Source organism: Neisseria sp. DTU_2021_1001991_1_SI_NGA_ILE_055 (assembly GCF_032342915.1).
Lineage (GTDB): Bacteria > Pseudomonadota > Gammaproteobacteria > Burkholderiales > Neisseriaceae > Neisseria.
Genome location: NZ_CP135440.1, coordinates 1,864,217 through 1,884,040 on the forward strand (window position 1 = coordinate 1,864,217; position 19,824 = coordinate 1,884,040).

At 42.5% G+C, this 19,824-nt stretch carries 15 protein-coding genes; 4 read left to right on the plus strand and 11 right to left on the minus strand.

Annotated features, from left to right (window positions below):
- Positions 1-88: 88 nt before the first annotated feature.
- Positions 89-979 (plus strand): LysR family transcriptional regulator, encoded by an 891-nt coding sequence (locus RRV97_RS08730; protein ID WP_315611296.1) that lies wholly within the window; start codon positions 89-91, stop codon positions 977-979.
- Between the two features lie 57 nt (positions 980-1,036).
- Here the strand turns inward: RRV97_RS08730 and RRV97_RS08735 are convergent, their stop codons facing one another.
- The 8 genes from RRV97_RS08735 to RRV97_RS08770 all read right to left on the minus strand — a co-directional run bounded on the left by RRV97_RS08735 (position 1,037) and on the right by RRV97_RS08770 (position 10,090).
- Positions 1,037-1,378: a hypothetical protein gene (locus tag RRV97_RS08735; protein ID WP_315611297.1), complete on the minus strand. Its 342-nt coding sequence runs from the start codon at positions 1,376-1,378 to the stop codon at positions 1,037-1,039.
- 130 nt (positions 1,379-1,508) lie between these two features.
- Entirely contained in the window at positions 1,509-2,576 is a 1,068-nt protein-coding gene (locus RRV97_RS08740; RefSeq protein ID WP_315611298.1) for a Fic family protein, read from the minus strand.
- A 144-nt stretch (positions 2,577-2,720) separates the two neighbouring features.
- Positions 2,721-4,994 carry a Tex family protein gene (locus tag RRV97_RS08745; protein ID WP_315611299.1) on the minus strand — a complete coding sequence of 758 codons (2,274 nt, stop codon included), beginning with the start codon at positions 4,992-4,994 and terminating at the stop codon, positions 2,721-2,723.
- Positions 4,995-5,068: 74 nt separating this feature from the next.
- On the minus strand, positions 5,069-6,088 hold the full coding sequence (locus RRV97_RS08750; protein WP_315611300.1) for an FRG domain-containing protein: 1,020 nt from the start codon (positions 6,086-6,088) through the stop codon (positions 5,069-5,071).
- Between the two features lie 201 nt (positions 6,089-6,289).
- Positions 6,290-6,940 (minus strand): ABC transporter ATP-binding protein, encoded by a 651-nt coding sequence (locus RRV97_RS08755; protein ID WP_036492188.1) that lies wholly within the window; start codon positions 6,938-6,940, stop codon positions 6,290-6,292.
- On the minus strand, positions 6,937-7,734 hold the full coding sequence (locus RRV97_RS08760) for an ABC transporter permease (RefSeq protein WP_285070929.1): 798 nt from the start codon (positions 7,732-7,734) through the stop codon (positions 6,937-6,939). The genes RRV97_RS08755 and RRV97_RS08760 overlap by 4 nt, the downstream gene beginning before the upstream one ends.
- Positions 7,734-8,903, minus strand: coding sequence for a capsule biosynthesis protein (locus RRV97_RS08765; protein ID WP_315611301.1), 1,170 nt, complete (start codon positions 8,901-8,903; stop codon positions 7,734-7,736). Before RRV97_RS08765 ends, RRV97_RS08760 begins: the two co-directional genes overlap by 1 nt.
- Positions 8,904-8,914: 11 nt before the next feature.
- Complete coding sequence (locus RRV97_RS08770) at positions 8,915-10,090, minus strand: polysaccharide biosynthesis/export family protein (protein ID WP_315612256.1); 1,176 nt, start codon at positions 10,088-10,090, stop codon at positions 8,915-8,917.
- Positions 10,091-10,584: 494 nt separating this feature from the next.
- On the opposite strand from RRV97_RS08770, the gene RRV97_RS08775 reads away from it, so the two are divergent.
- Together RRV97_RS08775 and RRV97_RS08780 are read left to right on the plus strand one after the other, a co-directional pair.
- Positions 10,585-14,025 carry a CDP-glycerol glycerophosphotransferase family protein gene (locus RRV97_RS08775; RefSeq protein WP_315611302.1) on the plus strand — a complete coding sequence of 1,147 codons (3,441 nt, stop codon included), beginning with the start codon at positions 10,585-10,587 and terminating at the stop codon, positions 14,023-14,025.
- 9 nt (positions 14,026-14,034) lie between these two features.
- The gene (locus RRV97_RS08780) at positions 14,035-15,270 is read left to right on the plus strand and encodes a hypothetical protein (protein WP_315611303.1); all 1,236 of its coding nucleotides are present in this window, start codon (positions 14,035-14,037) and stop codon (positions 15,268-15,270) included.
- 227 nt (positions 15,271-15,497) lie between these two features.
- On the opposite strand, the gene RRV97_RS08785 is transcribed toward RRV97_RS08780, so the two are convergent.
- The 3 genes from RRV97_RS08785 to RRV97_RS08795 are packed head-to-tail and all read right to left on the minus strand — an operon-like array spanning position 15,498 to position 18,546.
- On the minus strand, positions 15,498-16,871 hold the full coding sequence (locus RRV97_RS08785; RefSeq protein ID WP_315611304.1) for an XcbB/CpsF family capsular polysaccharide biosynthesis protein: 1,374 nt from the start codon (positions 16,869-16,871) through the stop codon (positions 15,498-15,500).
- Positions 16,872-16,873: 2 nt separating this feature from the next.
- On the minus strand, positions 16,874-18,313 hold the full coding sequence (locus RRV97_RS08790) for an AMP-binding protein (RefSeq protein WP_315611305.1): 1,440 nt from the start codon (positions 18,311-18,313) through the stop codon (positions 16,874-16,876).
- A gap of 2 nt (positions 18,314-18,315) precedes the next feature.
- Positions 18,316-18,546, minus strand: a complete 231-nt coding sequence (locus RRV97_RS08795; RefSeq protein WP_003747973.1) for an acyl carrier protein — start codon at positions 18,544-18,546, stop codon at positions 18,316-18,318.
- Between the two features lie 221 nt (positions 18,547-18,767).
- Between RRV97_RS08795 and galE the strand changes: the two genes are divergently transcribed.
- Positions 18,768-19,784 (plus strand): UDP-glucose 4-epimerase GalE, encoded by a 1,017-nt coding sequence (galE, locus tag RRV97_RS08800; RefSeq protein WP_315611306.1) that lies wholly within the window; start codon positions 18,768-18,770, stop codon positions 19,782-19,784.
- The last annotated feature ends 40 nt before the right edge of the window (positions 19,785-19,824 follow it).

Below are 19,824 nucleotides of genomic sequence, written 5' to 3' on the forward strand. Positions count from 1 at the left end.
GGAGCAATTTCAATAAGTACAGTATAGATAATTCCCAGCAAGAGATATATACTCGAATTATTGATACAACGTTTCCTAATAAGAAATCATGGACACCCTATTCAGCCTGAAAGTTTTCCGCCAAGTTGTTCAAAGCGGCAGCTTTACCCGTGCCGCCGATCAGCTCGAAATCTCCACCGCCATGGCCAGCAAACACGTCAGCCATCTGGAAAACACCATTCAAGCCAAGCTCTTACACCGCAACAGCCGCAACCTTCATCTGACCGAAGCAGGCGAAGAATACTACTGCCAATGCAGCTACGCGCTGGATACTTTGGACACCGCCGCCCAAAAAGCGGCAGGCGGTGCCGACACGCCGCAAGGTATGTTGCGCGTTACCATGCCCTTGTGGTTTGCAGGTGGCAATATGAGCGCATGGTTGGCAGAATACCGCCAGCGTTATCCCAAAGTCACGCTCGACCTCGTCCTCGACAACCGCCATATCGACCTCATCGCCGAAGGTTTCGACCTCGCCTTACGCGTTTCCAAAACCCCCTCCCCTTCGCTGATCGTCAAACCGCTGGCCAAAATTGAGTTCGTCCTACTTGCCGCCCCCGACTACCTTGCCCAACACGGCACACCCGATACACCCGAAGCCGTCATGCAGCACCAAGCCATCTTGCCTTCCTATACCAGTCAACAAGACTGGGAAATTACCCACCGCGCTACCGCAGAAAAAGCCATTCTCCATCTCTCCCCGGTTATCCGCAGCGACAACACGCTGATGATCCGCGAGCTGATTAAAGCAGGTGCAGGCATAGGCTATCAGCCCCTTTGGGCGGTCCAGCAGGAATTGAAGGACGGCACATTGGTCCAACTCCTGCCCGATTACACCATCTGGACAGACCAACTGAACGCCACCTATGTCGACAGGGCCTTTCTCAGCGCGAAAGTGCGCAGCTTTATCGACTTTCTCAATGAAAAAATATCGGAAGGATAAACATCAAGGCCGTCTGAAACACTTTTCAGACGGCCTTTAATCAAAGTAACAATCCAATCAATAATTGGTCGAGCAGAACTGTTCGCGTTTGTCCGCATCGGCGGCATAGCATGTCAAACCCATGCCTGACGCATTGCTGTTGTTCGCTTTCGCACCCAGTTTCTTGTTCACCAAAACCTTACCGTTTTTACCGATTTCAATGGTTACGCCTTTGCCGTTTTTCAGCTTCCATTTCAACACTTGCGCATCGGCATTCTGACACTTATTGACTGTACAGCCACCTTCTGTCGCAACATTACCGTTTTTATAAATCACGCACTGCTGCTGGCTGTCGGTACAAGCCGCATAAGCCGCAACGGAGAAACAGGAAATCAGCGCGGCAAACAAAACAGGTTTCATGGTTTGAACTCCTAAAGTTGTGATGATGAGTTTGTAATATTTGGAACTATACGCTTGTTTATATCGGCAAGCCATCAAGTATGATGGCAAATAATATATTGATTTAATATTATATAAATTTCAAATATTATCAATTAGTTGGCAGTAAGATATTCATCAGCGCGATATTGATATAGTAGTTGCTTCTGCCTATCTTTTCTTTGTGAAGGAACCCATCTTCTGTCAGTTCGTCCAGATATTTAGCGGCACTTGGTCGAGAAACGTTCAGCGTTTTCATCAGGAAATCGATTTTTGTGTAGGGATGATTGAACAGATGGTTAATCAGGTCTTGACTGTAGAAGCTAAATTTTTGCCTGATACGATGTTTGTAGTCCAGCATTGCCTGATGGATATGTTGCACGGTATCGATGCCGTCCTTGGCGGTCTGTTCCACGGCTTCCAACATATACAACAGCCAACCTTCCCATTCACCCGTATCGCGTACGTATTGCAGCAGGCGATAATATTCACTTTTGTTCCGTACCAGATAGCGGCTGAGGTATAAGACGGGGATATCCAGCAATCCGGTTAAAACCAGATACAGCACATTGATAATCCTGCCTGTTCTGCCGTTGCCGTCGTAAAACGGGTGAATGCTTTCAAACTGGTGATGGAGCAACGCCATACGGATAAGCGGATCGATAGGTTTTTCCGTGTTGTCGTTGTTGATAAATGCTTCCAATCTGCTCATCAGGCAAATAATGTCGTCTATATGTTGCGGCGGCGTATAGACGGTTTCGCCTGTACGGTCGTTTTTCAGCATCGTTCCTGACTGTTTGCGGAATCCGGCACGGTTCTTTTCCAACTCGGCCTGTATTGTCAAAATATGATTGTTGGTTAGCATTCCGTGTTCTTGGATAAGTTCGAAGCCACAATGCAGTGCTGAAGCATAATTCTGCACTTCTTTGATGGCAGGACTAGACGGGCTTGCCGATATTCCTGCGCGGAACAGTTCGTCATGGGTGGTAATGATATTTTCGATTTCGGAACTGTCTTTGGCTTCCTGCAAAGACAGCGTGTTAATCAGAATGCCTTGGTTGGGAATACTGCGGCAGATGCCTTTTAATTCGGCCAGATAACGATGGGCGGAAGCCAGTTTTTTCAAGACGGCGACAGTTTCGAAATCTATTTCGGGAGGGAATTGTTCGATCGAGTACATTTTAGGGTTTCGGTTAAATGATAAAAAAATCCTGTTTTTTTGCTATATCGCTTCGATATGATAAAAAAACGGGATTTTTTTTACAATTTAATTTTATTTATTTGTTTTAAAACGTTTTTACTTTAAATAGCACTTCGACTACTGTTACCGCTTCAACTTCGCAAACGCATCTGCCATCGCCGAATTGGTCGGGGCGCGGTCGTTGCGTTGGGGTTTACGGTCGCGGCGTTCCTGATGTCGGGTTTCAGACGGCCTGTTGCCTTTGACTGAGCCGCCCGGTTCGTCATCCAAACGCATGGTCAGCGCGATGCGTTTGCGTGCGGCGTCGACTTCCAGCACTTTCACTTTTACCACGTCGCCGGCTTTCACCACTTCGCGCGGGTCTTGGACGAATTTATTGGACAGGGCGGAGATGTGCACCAAACCGTCCTGATGGACGCCGATGTCCACGAACGCGCCGAAGTTGGCGACGTTGGAGACCACACCTTCGAGTATCATGCCGACTTGCAAGTCGCTGATTTCGTGGATGCCTTCGGCGAATGAGGCCGTCTGAAACTCGCCGCGCGGGTCACGGCCGGGTTTTTCCAGTTCGGACAGGATGTCCAGAATAGTCGGCAGGCCGAAGCGTTCGTCGGTGAAGTCGGACGCTTTGATTTGCTTCACGCGCTCGCGGTTGCCGATGAGTTCGGCGGCGGTAATACCTTGTTGCGCCAGCATTTTGGCGACGACGGAATAGGCTTCGGGGTGGACGGCGCTCGCGTCCAGCGGCTCTTTGCCGCCGTTAATCCGCAAAAAGCCCGCCGCCTGCTCGAAGGTTTTTTCGCCCAAACGCGGTACTTTCAGCAATTTTTTGCGGCTGTCGAACGCGCCGTTTTCATCGCGGTAGGCGACGATGTTTTGGGCAAGGGTTTGATTCAAACCGGAAATCCGCGCCAAGAGCGGGGCGGACGCGGTGTTCACGTCCACGCCGACGGCGTTCACGCAGTCTTCGACCACCGCGTCCAGCGATTTGGCGAGCTGGCTTTGGTTCACGTCGTGCTGATACTGCCCCACGCCGATGGATTTGGGGTCGATTTTGACCAACTCGGCGAGCGGGTCTTGCAGCCTGCGGGCGATGGACACCGCGCCGCGCAGGGAAACGTCCAAGTCGGGGAACTCGCGCGCCGCCAGTTCGGACGCGGAATAAATCGACGCGCCGGCTTCGGAAACGACGATTTTGTGCAGCCCCATTTCCGGCATTCCGCGCACCAGTTCGCCCGCGATTTTGTCGGTTTCGCGGCTGGCGGTGCCGTTGCCGATGGCGATGAGCTTCACGCCGTGCTGCTTAATCAGGCGCGACAGCGTTGCCAACATATTGTTTTCTTGGTGCAAATAGACAATGACCGTATCCAGCAGCTTGCCTGTGTCGTCCACCACGGCGCATTTCACGCCGTTCTTGTAGCCGGGGTCGAGACCCAAAGTCGTCAGTCTTCCGGCAGGCGCGGCGAGCAACAAATCTTTGAGATTACGGGCGAACACGGTAATCGCGTCGGTGTCGGCGGCTTCTTTCAGACGACCTAAGGCTTCAAGTTCCAGCGACAAAAAGATTTTCGCGCGCCAAGTCAGGCGCACGGTGTCGCGCAGCCATTTGTGGCCGTCTGAAACCTTGAAGCGGCGGGCGATGATTTGCTCGTATTCGCTTTGCTGCGTAATCGGCGTGTCGTCGGGCTGGTATTTGAGCGCAATGTTCAACACGCCCTCGTTGCGGCCGCGCAACACCGCCAGCGCGCGGTGGCTGGGCATGGTGCGAATAGGTTCGCGGTGGTCGAAATAATCGCTGAATTTTTCGCCTTCGGTTTCTTTACCTTCAACGACTTGCGCGTGAATTTCGGCTTCGTTCCACAGCTTATCGCGCAGCGTGCCGATGAGTTCCGCGTCTTCGGCAAACTGCTCCATCAGAATCGCGCGCGCGCCGTCCAGCGCGGCTTTGGTGTCGGGGACGTTTTCGTTCAGGTAGCCTTGCGCGGCGGCTTCCACGTCCTGCGGCTGCTCGGCAAGCAGCGCGTCCGCCAGCGGCTGCAAACCGTGTTCGCGCGCGATTTGCGCTTTGGTGCGGCGTTTGGGCTTGTAGGGCAGATACAGGTCTTCCAGCGCGGTTTTGTTGTCGGCAGCTTCGATTTGCGCCCTGAGGTCGTCTGAAAGCTTGCCTTGCTCTTCAATGCTTTTTAAAACAACGGCTTTGCGCTCTTCCAACTCGCGCAGGTATTGCAACCGCTCGGCAAGCTGGCGCAACTGCGTATCGTCCAGCCCGCCTGTGGCTTCCTTGCGGTAGCGGGCGATAAAGGGGACGGTCGCGCCCTCGTCCAACAGCTCGATGGCGGCGGTGATTTGGGCTGCGGTAGCCGAAAGTTCTTGGGAGAGGATTTGGGTGATGTCCATGGGGGATCTTATTGATGTGTTCAAACTGCTTTTTAGGTATAGATTTAAGTAAAATTCTCAGGTAGCCTAAAAGGTTATTTTGGCTTGTATTGCGACATGATTTCTTGAGCTTGGCTTTCGAGCTCGGGGAAGAGGGTTTGCCTGCTAATACCGAATGCTTTGAGCTCCTGCATGATTTGTTTTTTATTTCTAACGATAAACCTTTTTCCTTTTGTTGGAAGCCGTTTCCAATCATCTGAAATTTCAGCAGGATTGCATTTTTCATTATTAATACCGAAAAGTAAAAAGCAACCTTGTTGCCTAGAAATCCGGATATTGTTGAGTTTGGCACGGACACATAAAACTTGGGTTAAATCTTCTGGTTCAATAACTGGGCGAAAACTAGGTTTATCAGTGCGAACATCATGTATCAATGAAATGACCTCATTCTGGTTATTGAAGTTTTCTAATTTTATAGCATCAAGATTATATAGTTGTTTAGTTCCATCTAGTTGAAGAAATTTTTCTATATCTGGTGCTTGTTTTTTTAGGTATTCAAGAGTTTCCATTCTTTGAATTGTAAGATGTATCTCATCTAAAGCTTTTTCTTTTATCTCTCTATTAGAAATGATATCTGAATTCCTCATATATTCTGAGAAATCAAAATCTTTATTTCGAAGGGATAGTGCAGCCAAGATAGCTACGGTATCACTATCCCCATATTTAATTTTTGTATCGGGAATGTCGAAAATAATAAACTCCCCAAGCTCTTCATGATGTTCTTCTTTATTACAAGCAAAATACAAGGCAACCAATGCATTTGTTGTTAAATCCAGTAATCGTGTGGCATATCCATAGTGCTGCAACTTAACTAGTTTCTCAAATAACGTATCATTTGGTGAAAAGTCATCAGGGCAGTTGGTTAGAGCATCTTTGATGATTTTATCTTCGTTCTCAATTAAGTATTGCTCACGATAAATGCTAGGAAGAATTTGCCATGTTTGTACTGCATGCCCGCGAAAGAAGCGTGTTTTGCCATGTATTGGCTCTCCCAATTCTTTAAGAATTTGAGTTAAGTCGCTAATACTTTGGATTTCATTGGATTGTTCGGTCATTTGGTGCCTTCTATTAACATTAAATTTTTAGGATTAAATTTTTCATATTGAATGAACCAACCATTTCAAAACTTTTCCAATGCGACACTGCGCGGCGGTAGCCGAAAGTTCTTGGGAGAGAATTTGAGTAATGTTCATCAATAGAATTCCAACGGACAGGCCGTCTGAAATTTCAGACGGCCTGATTTAAAAACAATCGCTTTAAGGCAGCGAATTATAATATTCGTAGGCTTTGTCCATATCTTCAAACTGGTGCATATGCCCTTTTTCCAGCACCATCGCATTATCGCAATATTGCTTCATGGCGCTGTGGCTGTGCGACACCAAAATGATGGAACGGTCTTTGCGCTTTTCAAACAACTCATACTTACATTTATCGGCAAAGCGCGAGTCGCCAACCGCAATCACTTCGTCAATCAGATAGCAATCAAACTCTACCGCCAACGACAAAGCAAATGCCAAACGCGCCTTCATACCTGAAGAATAACGCTTGACCGGCTCGTAAAGATATTGACCCAGCTCGGAAAACTCTTCGGTAAAGTTCTTCACATAATCGATGTCGACATTGTAAATCCGGCAGATGAAACGCAAATTGTCCATACCGGTCAGACTGCCTTGAAACGCACCGGAGAATGCCAAAGGCCAAGAAATACTCATTGTCCGCTTGATTTCGCCCGTAGTCGGCGGCTCAACGCCACTGATCAAACGGATGAGCGTCGATTTACCTGCACCGTTGCGGCCGAGAATACCGATTTTCTCGCCCTTCTCCATTTTGAAGTTGATATCGTGCAAGACTGTCCGCCAACCTTGGCGGGTCAGATAGCGTTTGGAAACATGTTCAACTGAAATCATTGCGGCTCAACCCCTTTGCTGAATCTCGCCACCATCGCCAAACCAAGCAGCAGCAAAACCAAGTTACACAACAAAATATACCAAGGATTTTCGTAAGTCGTAACGCTGTTACCAAAATATCCGGCACGGAACATTTCTGTACCATGCACCATCGGAAGCATTAATACATAATGTTGCAACTGCTGAGGCAGGTTGTGTACGAAGAAAAACACGCCGGACAAAGGCATCATCACAAAACTGATGGTACTCCAAACCTTGCCAAACGGCTCAAAGTGAAACGCCACCGAACAGATGACCAATCCCAACCCAACGGCAAACATTGCCATCAGCAGCCAAGCCAACAACATATAGAAAATATCTGCCGGTACATCAATCCAGCCGATGAGGACCAATGCAAACATAATCACAACCTGCGCAATGGTGGCACCGGCAATCTCTAACAACATACGCGCAAAAATGGTATCTAAAACGCGTACATTTCGGTGATACAGCAGGCTTGTGTTGGCCGCAATCGAACCGATGGCACGATTGGAAGCATTACGCCACATCATCATCATCGGATAGCCTGTCAGCGTGAAAGCCACGATATTCAAAGCTGACACGTTGTTCATGCGGAAGAATTTCCACATCAACACCATAACCAAAGTCAGCAGCAAAGGTTCGACAAACAACCACAAAAAACCAATGTTATTACGACCGTAGCGAGTAATAATTTCACGCATTAAGAGTGCGCCGATTACCCTTTTTTGGATAAGCAGCGACTCCAAAAACGATGTTTTATGTAGCTCTTTCATCAGTTTTTATGCTCACGGATACTTGCAGACAGCAACACAGCAATGCCATAGACAATCAAACCGATGACAAACGTTGCCACAATGTTGTACAGACGGTTTGGCTCATGCGCCAAGTCAGGTTTGTTCGGCTGGGAAATCACTTCCAAATACAATTGCTGACGATCTGCTTCCGCTTTCGCACTTTCCAAAGAAGTCATCGCCGCAGCCAATTGTTTCTCGGCCAATTCGTTTTCCAAATACACGCGCTGATATTCCGCCGCCTGATTGGACAACGAACCCTCGCCGCCGCCGGAAATCGCTTTCATTTGTTGCGAGATTTCTTTACGCAAGCTCTTCTCACGCGCAATCAAACCTGGAATTTGCGGGTTTTCAGGCGTAACGGCTTTTACCTGGTCAAGCTGGGTTTGAATGACAATCAACTCGTCCTGCAATTTGGACACCAAACCCATTTGCACATCAGATTGCGCCTTCAAGTCGAAAATACCGTTGGACACACGGAATTTTGTCAATTGGGCAGAAGCTTCTTTAACTTTCTCTTCAGCAGAGTTGACCACTTCCTGAGCATAACGAATCGTATCTTGACGCGCACGCTCGTTCAGCTGATTGATCAATACCTCACCCTGTTTGAGCAAAGCATCATTGATCTTTTGAGATTCACCGGCATTGAACGATGTAACGCTCAAATTGGAAATGCCTGAGACAGAGTCAAAATGGATGGATACCTTATCGCGGTAGTATTGATAAAAGGCCTCATCCTCGCCACGCAGGCCAAAACCATTAAAACGGCTGAAAATGTCGCCTTCTTTTTCATAAAAATCACGAACGGGCATTTTCTTACGCAACGCGTCCAAAGCCGAACGCGACTGCATATATTCCTGCACGGTATAAATATCGTCTTGAGCACGAGAGAAACCCGAACCCTGCAAAATGGCACCCAAACCATTTAAAGATGATTGGCTCTTAGGAGAACGCACCACAAAGCTAGACTGGGATGTGAACTGATCAGAAGCAAATATTCCGTAATACACACCGGAACACAAAGTCGGCACGATAACCGTTACCCAAAGCAACGGATTAATCTTACGCAACCAAGACTTCTTGGTCTTTTTCTTTTCAGGAGCCGGTTGTTCCGGTTTCACATCCACATTTGCAGAAACTTGTTCAGACATTATTTTCCCCATTAATTCGTTAAATTACTAATACTGCTCGCACCGCTAACCACCGGTGAGAACACAAATGACAAGAACTTACGTACTTCAGCCAACGGCGCATTCGATACGTACACCACGTCCTTATCCTTCACAGGGAAACGCTGCATCCAAAACATAGAATTCGCATCTGTCAAATTCAAACGGTAAACCACAGGAATTTCCGCGCGATCGCCATAGCCTTTTTCGGCCCATTTAGATTGTTTTTCCGGCGGCAACTCAGACAAAGGCGCATAACGGAATACAAATACGCCGCGCGCATCTGCACTATAATCCTGCAGACCGCCCATACGTCCCACAGCCTCGGCCAAAGACAAGCCTTTCACAGAGAAACCGATCTGCTGTGAGCGACCGACTGCACCCATAGAAGTAAATGTGCTCGGATTTGTAATCATTGTGACTACATCACCGCGACGCAACAAAATATTTTGACGCGGATGCGCCACCAAATCTTCCAAAGCAATCGTTCTCACAACATTACCGCGTGTCAGCTGTACGTTCGTATCTTGTACATTCGCAGTCGAACCGCCCACCGCAGCCACCGCATCCAACACACGCTCGCCTGCAGCCGTCAAAGGCATACGTACACTGTTACCCGCACGGATAACCGATACATTCGCCGCATTGTTTTGTACCATGCGCACCATGACCTGCGGTTGGTTCGCCATTTTTTTCAGACGGCCTTTAATAATGTTTTGCACCTGAACCGGTGTTTTACCAAGGACAGACACATCGCCAATAAATGGCACAGAAATCGTGCCTGAAGAGCTGACCATCTGTTCGGGCAGCTTCGTTTGCTGCGCATTACCCGAACCGGTAGACGACAAAGCCCCGCCAAACAACACAGCCGGAGGAGCTTCCCAAATCGTAATATCCAACATATCGCCGACGTCAATGGCACCGACAGAAGCATAGCCCTCTCCCAGCTGGGCCAAGGATTGACCAACTTGAGCTTGATAAAGAGAAGCAGCCACATCAGCATTAACATCTACTAATTCCACATCGGGAATATTTGCCTCATTCTGTTGCCCCAACGCAACAACTTTACCAGTACTTGGACCGGAAGCAGGAAGAAGACTACACGCCGACAATACTGTACTGAACATCAGCAACATCCCGCGCTGACCAAAAAATTTAGCTTTAAACACAGATAAAATCCTAATATACTTGGAATTCAATTCCATCATTATAACATCTGAAAATCAATTTAGGCCGTCTGAAAAACGACGTCCGATTTTTACCACATTGCAAAAATGAAACGACTTAAAAAACCTAGCATCCTCTTTGCTGGCCGCAATCTCCTCGCAAATCATACCTTATCACAATTGTCGATGCGCTTCCTTGACTCACCATTCCATTATTAAAACCGGCAGTTTCAAAACGGTATGTAGCTTCGTTAAAAATAGCGAAACACTCCTTCCCCACAAATTCCATACCAAATAACGCCAAGAAGCCAGCTATTCCACCTATACCACATTGTAAAATATGTTATCATTATAGTAAATTCTCTGTATAACATATTAATTTTTTGGAAGAATTTGGTTAAATACTCTACTTTTTCGACACCAACAATTTCCCAAATAAGATCTATTTGATCTAAATAACTATTAAGAACATTAATACGCATATTGGATAACGTACAATGAATAGAAAGCTTAGAAAACTTCTTCGTGACCCAAAACTTTTTTTTGTAGATATGTATAAAAAACGAATTAAACAAGTAAAAAGATATCTACCAATTAAACGAGCCGGGAAAAACCAATATACTGTTGTTTCTGCAGTATATAATGTTGAGAAATATCTAGATGACTTCTTTTCCAGCCTGACAAAACAAAGACTAAACTTTAAAAAGCATATTCAAATTATTTTAGTTGATGATGGCTCAGTCGATAAATCAGCTGAGATTATTCAAAAGTGGCAACAGAAGTTTCCTCAAAATATTCGCTATTTCTATAAAGAAAACGGCGGACAAGCCTCTGCGCGTAATTTAGGCTTGCAATATGTCGAAACCGAATGGGTTGTTTTTACAGACCCTGATGACTTTCTTCACCCTGACTATTTCAAATCAATAGATCGTAACTTAAGTAAAAATCCATCTGCTGTTGCTTTAGCAACAAATATGGAATTCTTTATTGAAAATCAAAATATTATAAAAGCAACACATCCTTTACGTTTCCGATTTGAAAAAACACGTGCTATTAAAGTAGCCAATTTAGATAAATTTATTAATTTATCAGCAGCCTCTACGTTCTTCAGATATTCAAAAATCCAAGAAAAACAACTACAGTTTGACCATAGAGTTAAACCAAATTTTGAAGATGGTAAATTTATTGCTGACTATCTACTCGGACTACAGAACTCCGAGGTAATTTTTGATAAAGATGCAATCTATTTTTACCGTAAACGAGATGATGGCACGTCAACTCTCGATACTTCTTGGCAAAAATTTGAAAAATACTCAGATGTATTTGAATTTGGTTTCATCCCGATGCTCCAAAACTATAAAGAACGGTTTGGAGCCGTCCCTGCTTCTATTCAAAAAACTGCACTTTATGATATGAGTTGGTATGTTCAATACCTATTAAATCGTCCTGAACGAATTAACTTTCTGAGCGAAGTACAAAAACAAAAATTCTATAACTTAATGAATACTGTTTTTTCATACATCCATGAAAAAACCGTTATGGAGTTTAACTTAGCTGGCGTTTGGATGTTCCATAAAATTGGTATGTTAGGCGCATTTAAAAATGCAGAACCTTCTTTCCAAATTGCCTACATTGAAAATATTGATCGTGAGCGTAAACAGTTTTTAATCAGCTATTTCACGCATCATGACTTTCCCTATTCTATTAAAGCAGACAATAATGAACTTATTCCAACTCACGAGAAAACAGTTGTTAACACTCTAAATGAACAATTATTTGCTTATGAGAAACGATTATGGGTTTCATATGAGAATATTGAACACTCGGCTATCCTAAACATCTTTTTAAACCAAAAAAAGATGAGAATTTCCATCCGAGGAAAGAATTTTGCCAAGGGTATTACCATAGAAGAATTAACTGGCTTATTTACGCCGTCTGAAAAATATCAGTCAGATGGCAGTTGGCTATTAATGGATAGAGAAACTAAAGCGGATGATAACGCTGAACATTTCTATCGTTATATGATGAAAAATCATCCTGAGCAAACATGCTATTTTGCATTAAATAAAACAGCTCCTGATTGGGATCGTCTCAAACAGGAAGGTTTTAAACTGGTTGAATTTGGTAGTAAAGAATTTGAGAAACGCTTACGTCAAGCGGAAAAAATTGTTTCCAGTCACTTAGAAAAACACATCAATAACTATTTTGATGATCTATATGATTACAGCAAAAAATTTGTTTTCTTACAGCATGGAGTTATTAAAGATAACTTATCTGCTTGGATAAATACTAAGAAAAACTTGCATTGCTTTGTTACTACAACGAAACCAGAATATGAATCAATAAAGGCTGATTTTGGTCCATATAAATTGACTGCAAAAGAAGTCGTATTAACAGGCCTACCTCGATACGATAGATTATTACAAAAAAACCAACCAGATAGCAAAAAAATTCTGATTATGCCGACGTGGCGTAGCTATATTGTTGGTCAGAATATTGGTATTGGCAGCAATACTCGGACATTAAATAATTCTTTCATGCAGACAGAATATGCACAGCAATGGCATACTTTTCTACACTCATCCGAACTGAAAGCGCTAACTGAAAAATATGGTTATGAAGTAATTTTTGCTCCCCATCCAAATATTGAGCCTTATCTAGCAATTTTTGATGTCCCTAAATACATTAAAATTTGGAGTGGTTTACATGAAACAGAAAGCATTCAAAACCTTTTTGGACGTTGTAACATATTAGTTACCGACTACTCATCTGTCGCATTCGATATGGCTTATTTAAATAAAGCAATAATTTATTATCAATTTGATAAAGAGTCTTTCTTTTCAGGTAACCACACCTATCAAAAAGGCTATTTTTCTTATGAAGACGATGGCTTTGGGCCTGTTACCCTCACCAAAGAAGAGACCTTGTCTGAATTAAGTATAATTATGAAAGACGGAAGAGCAAGGCCTGAATATTTACAACGTATTGAGGAAACTTTCCCATTCCAGCAAGGTGGTAACTGCGAACGAGTCTATCAAGCTATTATCGATCTAGATAAACCAGAAAGTACTTATAGCCAATCAGTGCTTATGAATAAAATTGTAAATGCTGAGCGATTTAATAACTGGGGCATTATAGCTTCGCATATTTCAATTCTACTTGAAAAAAATTCTGATCTAACTCAGAAAGAAAGAATATATTATGAAAACAAATGTACAAATATATTGTTTAAACATAATAGATTCATAGAATTACTAAATTGGCTGGAGAAACATCCTACCTTTGATGCCGACTACTGGAAAGCTAAAGTCAGCCTCCAAATTGGCAAACCTACTTTAGGAATTAAATATTTTTCTAAAAACAATATTGGTACTTTAGAAGATAAATTAATTGCTATGCTGGCAGCCTCTTTAGAGAATAATGTCAAATCAGTAAAAAAACTGAACCAATATATTTCATCCGGGCTATCGGAACATTACCGTCTAATTCAATTATTAGCTGAAAAAATTCTTAAAAAAGAGTATTTTGTTGCTCTTGCCCTGGTTGAAACATTATTGGCTAAATTTTTTACAGTTGAAGATAAAAAGACCTTTAAGCTGGAACTTTTAGCAAGCTATCTCTGTATGCGCTTAAACAATTTCCAACAAGCTCATAAATATCTAGTACGTTATGAAGAGTACCAAAGAGGTGATATTGCATGTCGAATTGCCATTGCACGTTTGGCAAAACTGCGTCAAAACGGTGAAAAACTGTTTACTCAGATTAACCGTGCCTTTGGCCAAGATTTATTAATGATGCCGCAAGATCTGGTTCCCGCCTACCTGCAGGAACTGCATAATCAAGGCAACACAACAACTGAAAAGACATTGCTCGAACAATTTACAGAAAAGTACCCGGATAGTAAAACTATTGCCTCATATAAGGCAGCCAGCCGTTAAGAAAGAAAAATGAACGAACAAATTTTTACTGCCAGTAATGGCATCGAAGTTATTTACCGACATAAACCCAGTAAATATGACTTTAAACATTTAATCGTCGTATTTTCAGGTTTTCTCAATGCAACGCCTGGCAATTATGACTTTATTAATGCTATGACGGACTGTCCTGCTGACGTTATTTGGATTAATGATAATTTCCAAGGAATGTATACCTATTATCTGTGTATAGATATGGATTTTCGGGTTAAAGAAGCCGTACAGGAATTCATCCAATCTCAAATAGATCAGCGTAATCTATCTCCTGAAAATGTCACCTTTACCGGGTTTTCTAAAGGAGGGAGTGCGGCCCTTTATCATGCCCTAAGCATGAATATTAAAAACATTGTGGTTACTGTACCTCAGCTTCATATCGGAAATTATGTAGATAATTTCTGGAAATCAGTTGCTACCCACATGATGGGAAAAAACTATCACAATGCACAAATAGATTATCTTGATAAACTAATAGTAAACCTATTGAAAAAAGATCAAGATTTAGACAAGAATATTTATTTACTGACCTCGGAAGCCGATATCCAATTTCCAACCGAGATTCAACCGCATTTAGATGATTTCCGCAAATATCGGAATTTCAACTTGTTAAAAACTTATTCGGCATTTGTCCGAGAGCATAATCAGGTTACATCGCATCATACCGCATTGTTGCTTGGAATTTATTATGCATTAGCTTCGGAAGCGACTCCCCGATTTAATCAAGGCGAAGTCAATTTCTTTGGCACTCAACCAATACCAAAACCGAATGTAGCGAATCCGACTCCTTATGTAGATGTTAGAAACTGTGAATATAAAGACAAGATTCTATTTATAGAAGGTGTTGCGGTATTAAAAGGGGTACACATATCCAATTACAGCGATGTACAGTATGAACTGATTCTTCAGAATACTCGTACTCGAGAAACATACACCAAAGGTTTAGCAAAACTGCATCGTCCCCACCTGACTAGAGAGCTGTTTGATGGTGATTTTGTAATCTATGACAAAGGCTATTTCACAACACTTGATTTAAAAGGCATCGATATTTCTGACTTACCCAAAGCAGAATATCAACTGTATATTGCAATTAAATCTGGAGAGTACTATTCAAAACTGGCATTAAGCTCGCAAAAAACATTAACAAAATCCTCTGATACCTTTAATTTTAACAGTAACTCATCTTTGGCAATACTTGAAATATTTAAAGAATAAGGCTTTGAAAAAGTTTAATTCATTTTTTTTATACATGATACTGTTATAGACTTGCAGGATTTTAAGCTGGTTAAAAAATACTCTATTTCTTGATTGGTATTAACATTCTTAATTTGGCGCAGATGTAAGTTGACCTGATAAAGGCCGTCTGAAAGAAATATTTTCAGACGGCCTTTACTATTGGATAGCTGAACTAATCAAATTCTACCATCCATTTACTTCAGATCTTAATTCAAATTAATGTCTGAATCAGTGATGTGAATTCCTAGCAGTAGATTATTAATAATAGTATTTATTAAGAATAAAGCATTACTTGGGAAATCAGTATGTTTCTGGATCTTCTCAAAATCAAATTCATATAATACGATTGCAGGCAAAGATCGTTTAAATTCTTTAATATCTGGATAAAACTCAGAAACCTTAGCAGAGGAGATAACCACTTGACTCTCAAAATTATGATTGATTTTGGTAGGCAGTTCTTTAAATGTTTCCATAATCGGTTTGCGGATTGAATATAAATACACAGGATCCTTCCCATTATAGTAACTATTATGATTACCTAAAAAAGGATCAATAGCAAAAGTTTTATACCCCCCAATCAATCCATGATAGATAGCACTAGTACCTCCTGAAGAGAATCCTGAGAGTATTACATTTTCCTTTTCTATTCCATAAATATTCATTAGACTCTTGATAAACCGCTGAATATTATCTTCAATATTTTCATCAAACTTAGTATTTAAACCATGACTACCAAATGCACCTGCTATATCAGTTACACGGATAATATAGGTATTAGGCATAATACTATTAGCAATAAATGGAAATGGATGACTATAATACCTATCTAGCATATTTTCATTATTTTTATGCGTATGTGAAAATAATATTAATAAGTTCTTCTTATTAGCGTTAATGGATTTAGGTGATTCAACAGTATAAAGTACATTTTCCAATTCATGGAAAGAGTCTGGGAAATAGGCTAAAAGATCTTTATAACTGTGCTTATTCACACGACGGAACATACTTACGCCCATTTTGTGTTCAACAGCTAAAAAGCCTCTATTATTTAGCTCATAAACATAATTACTTAAACCATGTTTCCGAGCATAGGTTAGAAAAAACTCATTACTGTCGCCTTTAACACCAATGTATTCAACTTCCGGCTTATTCAAGTACTCGGCTAAGTTAATGCCTTTATGTTTTTCAACATTCAGGATGTAGCACAGTTCGCTGCCAAGATAAATGGAAGTAACTTCTAAAATCTCACTAAATTTATCCTCGATTTTTGCCCAATCGGCTTCAGCAAATTTAAAAGACAATACTGTCTTTTCTTGATTAACCGATTGTGGGTAACTTCCATAAACTTCTGAAATATATTTCAGGAATTTTGGAAAAATAGAAATTTTAGAAACTTTGCTCTTATTACGCTCAATAAAGTTAAAAGTTTGCCCTGATGTTGAATAGCTGATGCTGACAAAATAGTCGTTCAACAGAAAATCGAACACTATACTTTGATTGTCATAAATCCAAGCGTTAACCTTTTGAGGATCAATCTTGGTTTTTCGTAAGATGTTTTGCTGAATTTTATATAAATCCATTTTTATAAACCTCGCTGATATTTTTCCAACAATGCTTTTTTGTCGGTTTTGTGGTTGGTGCTGACTGTAATTTCATCAATGTGAATAAATTCAGACGGCATCATGTAAGACGGTAAATTTTGTACTAATGCGTCTTTGATCTCCTGAGTATCGGCACTTTGCTTGGCTGTATAGAAACACACCAAACGCAATACTGCGCCTGTGTTGCGTTTCAAAGCCACTACTGCCACATTATCAAAGGCAAATTCCTTAAGGTTAAGGACTTTTTCTTCAATTTCTGAAAGTTCGATACGGTAGCCATTGAGCTTAATCTGCTCGTCTTTACGGCCTTGTACATAGAACAATCCATTTTTTTCAAAACCGTAGTCACCTGTTTTATAAGTACGGTTATCTGCACTGTGTACGACCAAGCGTTTGGCATTTTCAGTTTCGTTGTTCAGATAGCCACGCATTACATGGTTACCGCTAATCCAAATCTCTTCGTCAACAATCTCTAATTTGGAATTAAGCACGGCAACGCCTACAGGCAACTCTTCTTCTGCCGCCAGCATATCAGGTGTAATATCAACGTAAGTTGTTGCTACAGTAGCCTCAGTCGGACCATAGGTATTGATAACACGGACACCGGGAAATTTTTGAAAAATCATATTTACTACCGGTTTGCCAAGTTTTTCGCCACAGAACAAAAATTCTTTCAAACTCGGTAAAGTAGCCTGACTACATTTAGGGTTAAGCAGCTGCTGCATGGCAAAAGAAGGCGTGGAAACCCAAGTAGTAATTTGTTGTTTGGCCAAAAAATCAATCCAGGTGACAGGATTAGAAATAGCATCACGACTGTTCATGACAATACAACCGCCGTAAGCCAAGTTGCCAAAGATTTCGTACATTGACAAATCAAACGCAAACGGAGCCTGATTCATAAACACATTAGGTGCGGCTAAATTAAGCTGCTCTTTCATCCATTTCATCAGGTTAAACACGGCTTCACGACCGATTTGCACACCCTTAGGTGCGCCGGTTGTTCCTGAAGTAAACATGATGTAAGCCAAATCTTTTTCAGCCAGCTCTACTTCTTCGTCAGTCTGCTTTTCAAAAGTTTGCGTTGCCGAACGGTATACAAAGCGTGCTTTTGACAGTTGGCAGATATTGTTCAGACGGCTTTCAGGATAAATACTATCCACCGGAATAAAAGGGATTTTGTTTAATAAGCAGGCATAAATTGCCACTGCAAAATCAATTTCTTTATGGCCGTGCAACACCAGAGGAATGTTTTTGGTAATATCTGCTATGCTTTTGTAAGCCTCGATAAATGCGGCTATTTTTACACGCAACTCTTCCCAAGAACATTCCTGAGTATCATTAACTAACGCTTTTCCCGAAGTTTGGTTGAAACGGTATTCCAAAAAATCATCAAGATTTTGGAATTCATTTAATTGTTTCATGATTAGCCTTTATAATTATTCTCAACATATTGAATAATATTGGCTGAGTTTGCCAAAATATCAACCAGTTGCTCAAACGGCAAATCAACATCAAATTTTTGTTTGATGGCCATAACCAAATCCATTGCGCTCACAGAATCAATAAGTCCTGTAGACAACAATTCTTCATTTGCTGACACTTGTTTTTGTGCAACTTGTGAAATCAACGCCAAAACTTCGTTAGATACTGACATGGTAAGATCCTTTTATTAAAATTGAAATGATAACGCTTTGCACCCTGTGCATAACACTGTAATTATCCCATATTTTTTAACTTTTCAGGTAACTAAATATACAATATCCAAATAAAACAGTCCCTCTTTGACAACATTTACATCAGGTCAGCTGAAAGCGTTTGTATTTTCAGCCAACCGGTTTCACGACTTCCAAACACAATTTTAATTAAGGGAAACCAATGACTATTCTTATTACCGGCGGTACCGGTTTTATCGGTTCTCATACCGCTGTTTCCCTGCTGAAATCAGGCTTTAATGCCGTGATTTTGGATAATTTATGCAATTCGTCTGCCAACATCCTCCCGCGCTTGGAAAAGATTACCGGCAAGTCTGTGCCTTTTTACCAAGGGGATATCCGTGATCGTGAAGTGTTGCGTCAAATCTTTGCAGAACACGATATTGATGCCGTCATTCATTTTGCCGGCTTGAAGGCAGTCGGTGAAAGCGTGGCCGAACCAATGAAATATTATGACAACAATGTGTCGGGCAGCTTGGTTTTGGCTGAAGAAATGGCGCGTGCCGGTGTATTTAAGATTGTGTTCAGCTCATCGGCTACGGTTTACGGCGATCCGGGTAAAGTGCCTTATACGGAAGATATGCAACCGGGGGATACGACCAGCCCTTACGGCACGTCTAAGTCTATGGTGGAGCGCATTTTGACGGATATCCAAAAGGCCGATCCGCGTTGGAGCGTGATTTTGTTGCGCTATTTCAACCCTATCGGTGCGCATGAAAGCGGTTTGATCGGCGAGCAGCCAAACGGTATTCCAAACAATCTGCTGCCTTATATCTGCCAAGTGGCTTCAGGCAAGCTGCCGCAATTGTCGGTTTTCGGCGACGACTACCCTACTCCCGATGGTACGGGTATGCGCGACTATATCCATGTGATGGATTTGGCGGAAGGCCATGTGGCGGCGATGCAGGCAAAAAGTGATGTTTCGGGCGTACACTTGTTTAATTTGGGTTCGGGGCGTGCTTATTCAGTACTGGAAATCATCCGTGCCTTTGAGGCGGCATCCGGTTTGACCATTCCGTTCCAAATCAAACCGCGTCGCGATGGCGATTTGGCCTGTTTCTACGCCGACCCTGCTTACACCAAAGCGCAGACCGGTTGGGAAACCAAACGCGATTTGGCGCAGATGATGGAAGACTCATGGCGCTGGGTCAGCAACAACCCAAATGGCTACGACGATTGAGTTGACCTGATACAGGCCGTCTGAAAGAGATGTTTTCAGA

What these genes read in the sequence shown, in the direction of transcription:
- RRV97_RS08775 (WP_315611302.1), top strand. Translation starts at nt 10,585, where the DNA reads ATGAATAGAAAGCTTAGAAAACTTCTTCGTGACCCAAAACTTTTTTTT.
- RRV97_RS08735 (WP_315611297.1), bottom strand. Translation starts at nt 1,378, where the DNA reads ATGAAACCTGTTTTGTTTGCCGCGCTGATTTCCTGTTTCTCCGTTGCG.
- RRV97_RS08785 (WP_315611304.1), bottom strand. Translation starts at nt 16,871, where the DNA reads ATGGATTTATATAAAATTCAGCAAAACATCTTACGAAAAACCAAGATT.
- RRV97_RS08730 (WP_315611296.1), top strand. Translation starts at nt 89, where the DNA reads ATGGACACCCTATTCAGCCTGAAAGTTTTCCGCCAAGTTGTTCAAAGC.
- RRV97_RS08790 (WP_315611305.1), bottom strand. Translation starts at nt 18,313, where the DNA reads ATGAAACAATTAAATGAATTCCAAAATCTTGATGATTTTTTGGAATAC.
- galE (WP_315611306.1), top strand. Translation starts at nt 18,768, where the DNA reads ATGACTATTCTTATTACCGGCGGTACCGGTTTTATCGGTTCTCATACC.
- RRV97_RS08750 (WP_315611300.1), bottom strand. Translation starts at nt 6,088, where the DNA reads ATGACCGAACAATCCAATGAAATCCAAAGTATTAGCGACTTAACTCAA.
- RRV97_RS08795 (WP_003747973.1), bottom strand. Translation starts at nt 18,546, where the DNA reads ATGTCAGTATCTAACGAAGTTTTGGCGTTGATTTCACAAGTTGCACAA.
- RRV97_RS08745 (WP_315611299.1), bottom strand. Translation starts at nt 4,994, where the DNA reads ATGGACATCACCCAAATCCTCTCCCAAGAACTTTCGGCTACCGCAGCC.
- RRV97_RS08780 (WP_315611303.1), top strand. Translation starts at nt 14,035, where the DNA reads ATGAACGAACAAATTTTTACTGCCAGTAATGGCATCGAAGTTATTTAC.
- RRV97_RS08765 (WP_315611301.1), bottom strand. Translation starts at nt 8,903, where the DNA reads ATGTCTGAACAAGTTTCTGCAAATGTGGATGTGAAACCGGAACAACCG.
- RRV97_RS08760 (WP_285070929.1), bottom strand. Translation starts at nt 7,734, where the DNA reads ATGAAAGAGCTACATAAAACATCGTTTTTGGAGTCGCTGCTTATCCAA.
- RRV97_RS08740 (WP_315611298.1), bottom strand. Translation starts at nt 2,576, where the DNA reads ATGTACTCGATCGAACAATTCCCTCCCGAAATAGATTTCGAAACTGTC.
- RRV97_RS08755 (WP_036492188.1), bottom strand. Translation starts at nt 6,940, where the DNA reads ATGATTTCAGTTGAACATGTTTCCAAACGCTATCTGACCCGCCAAGGT.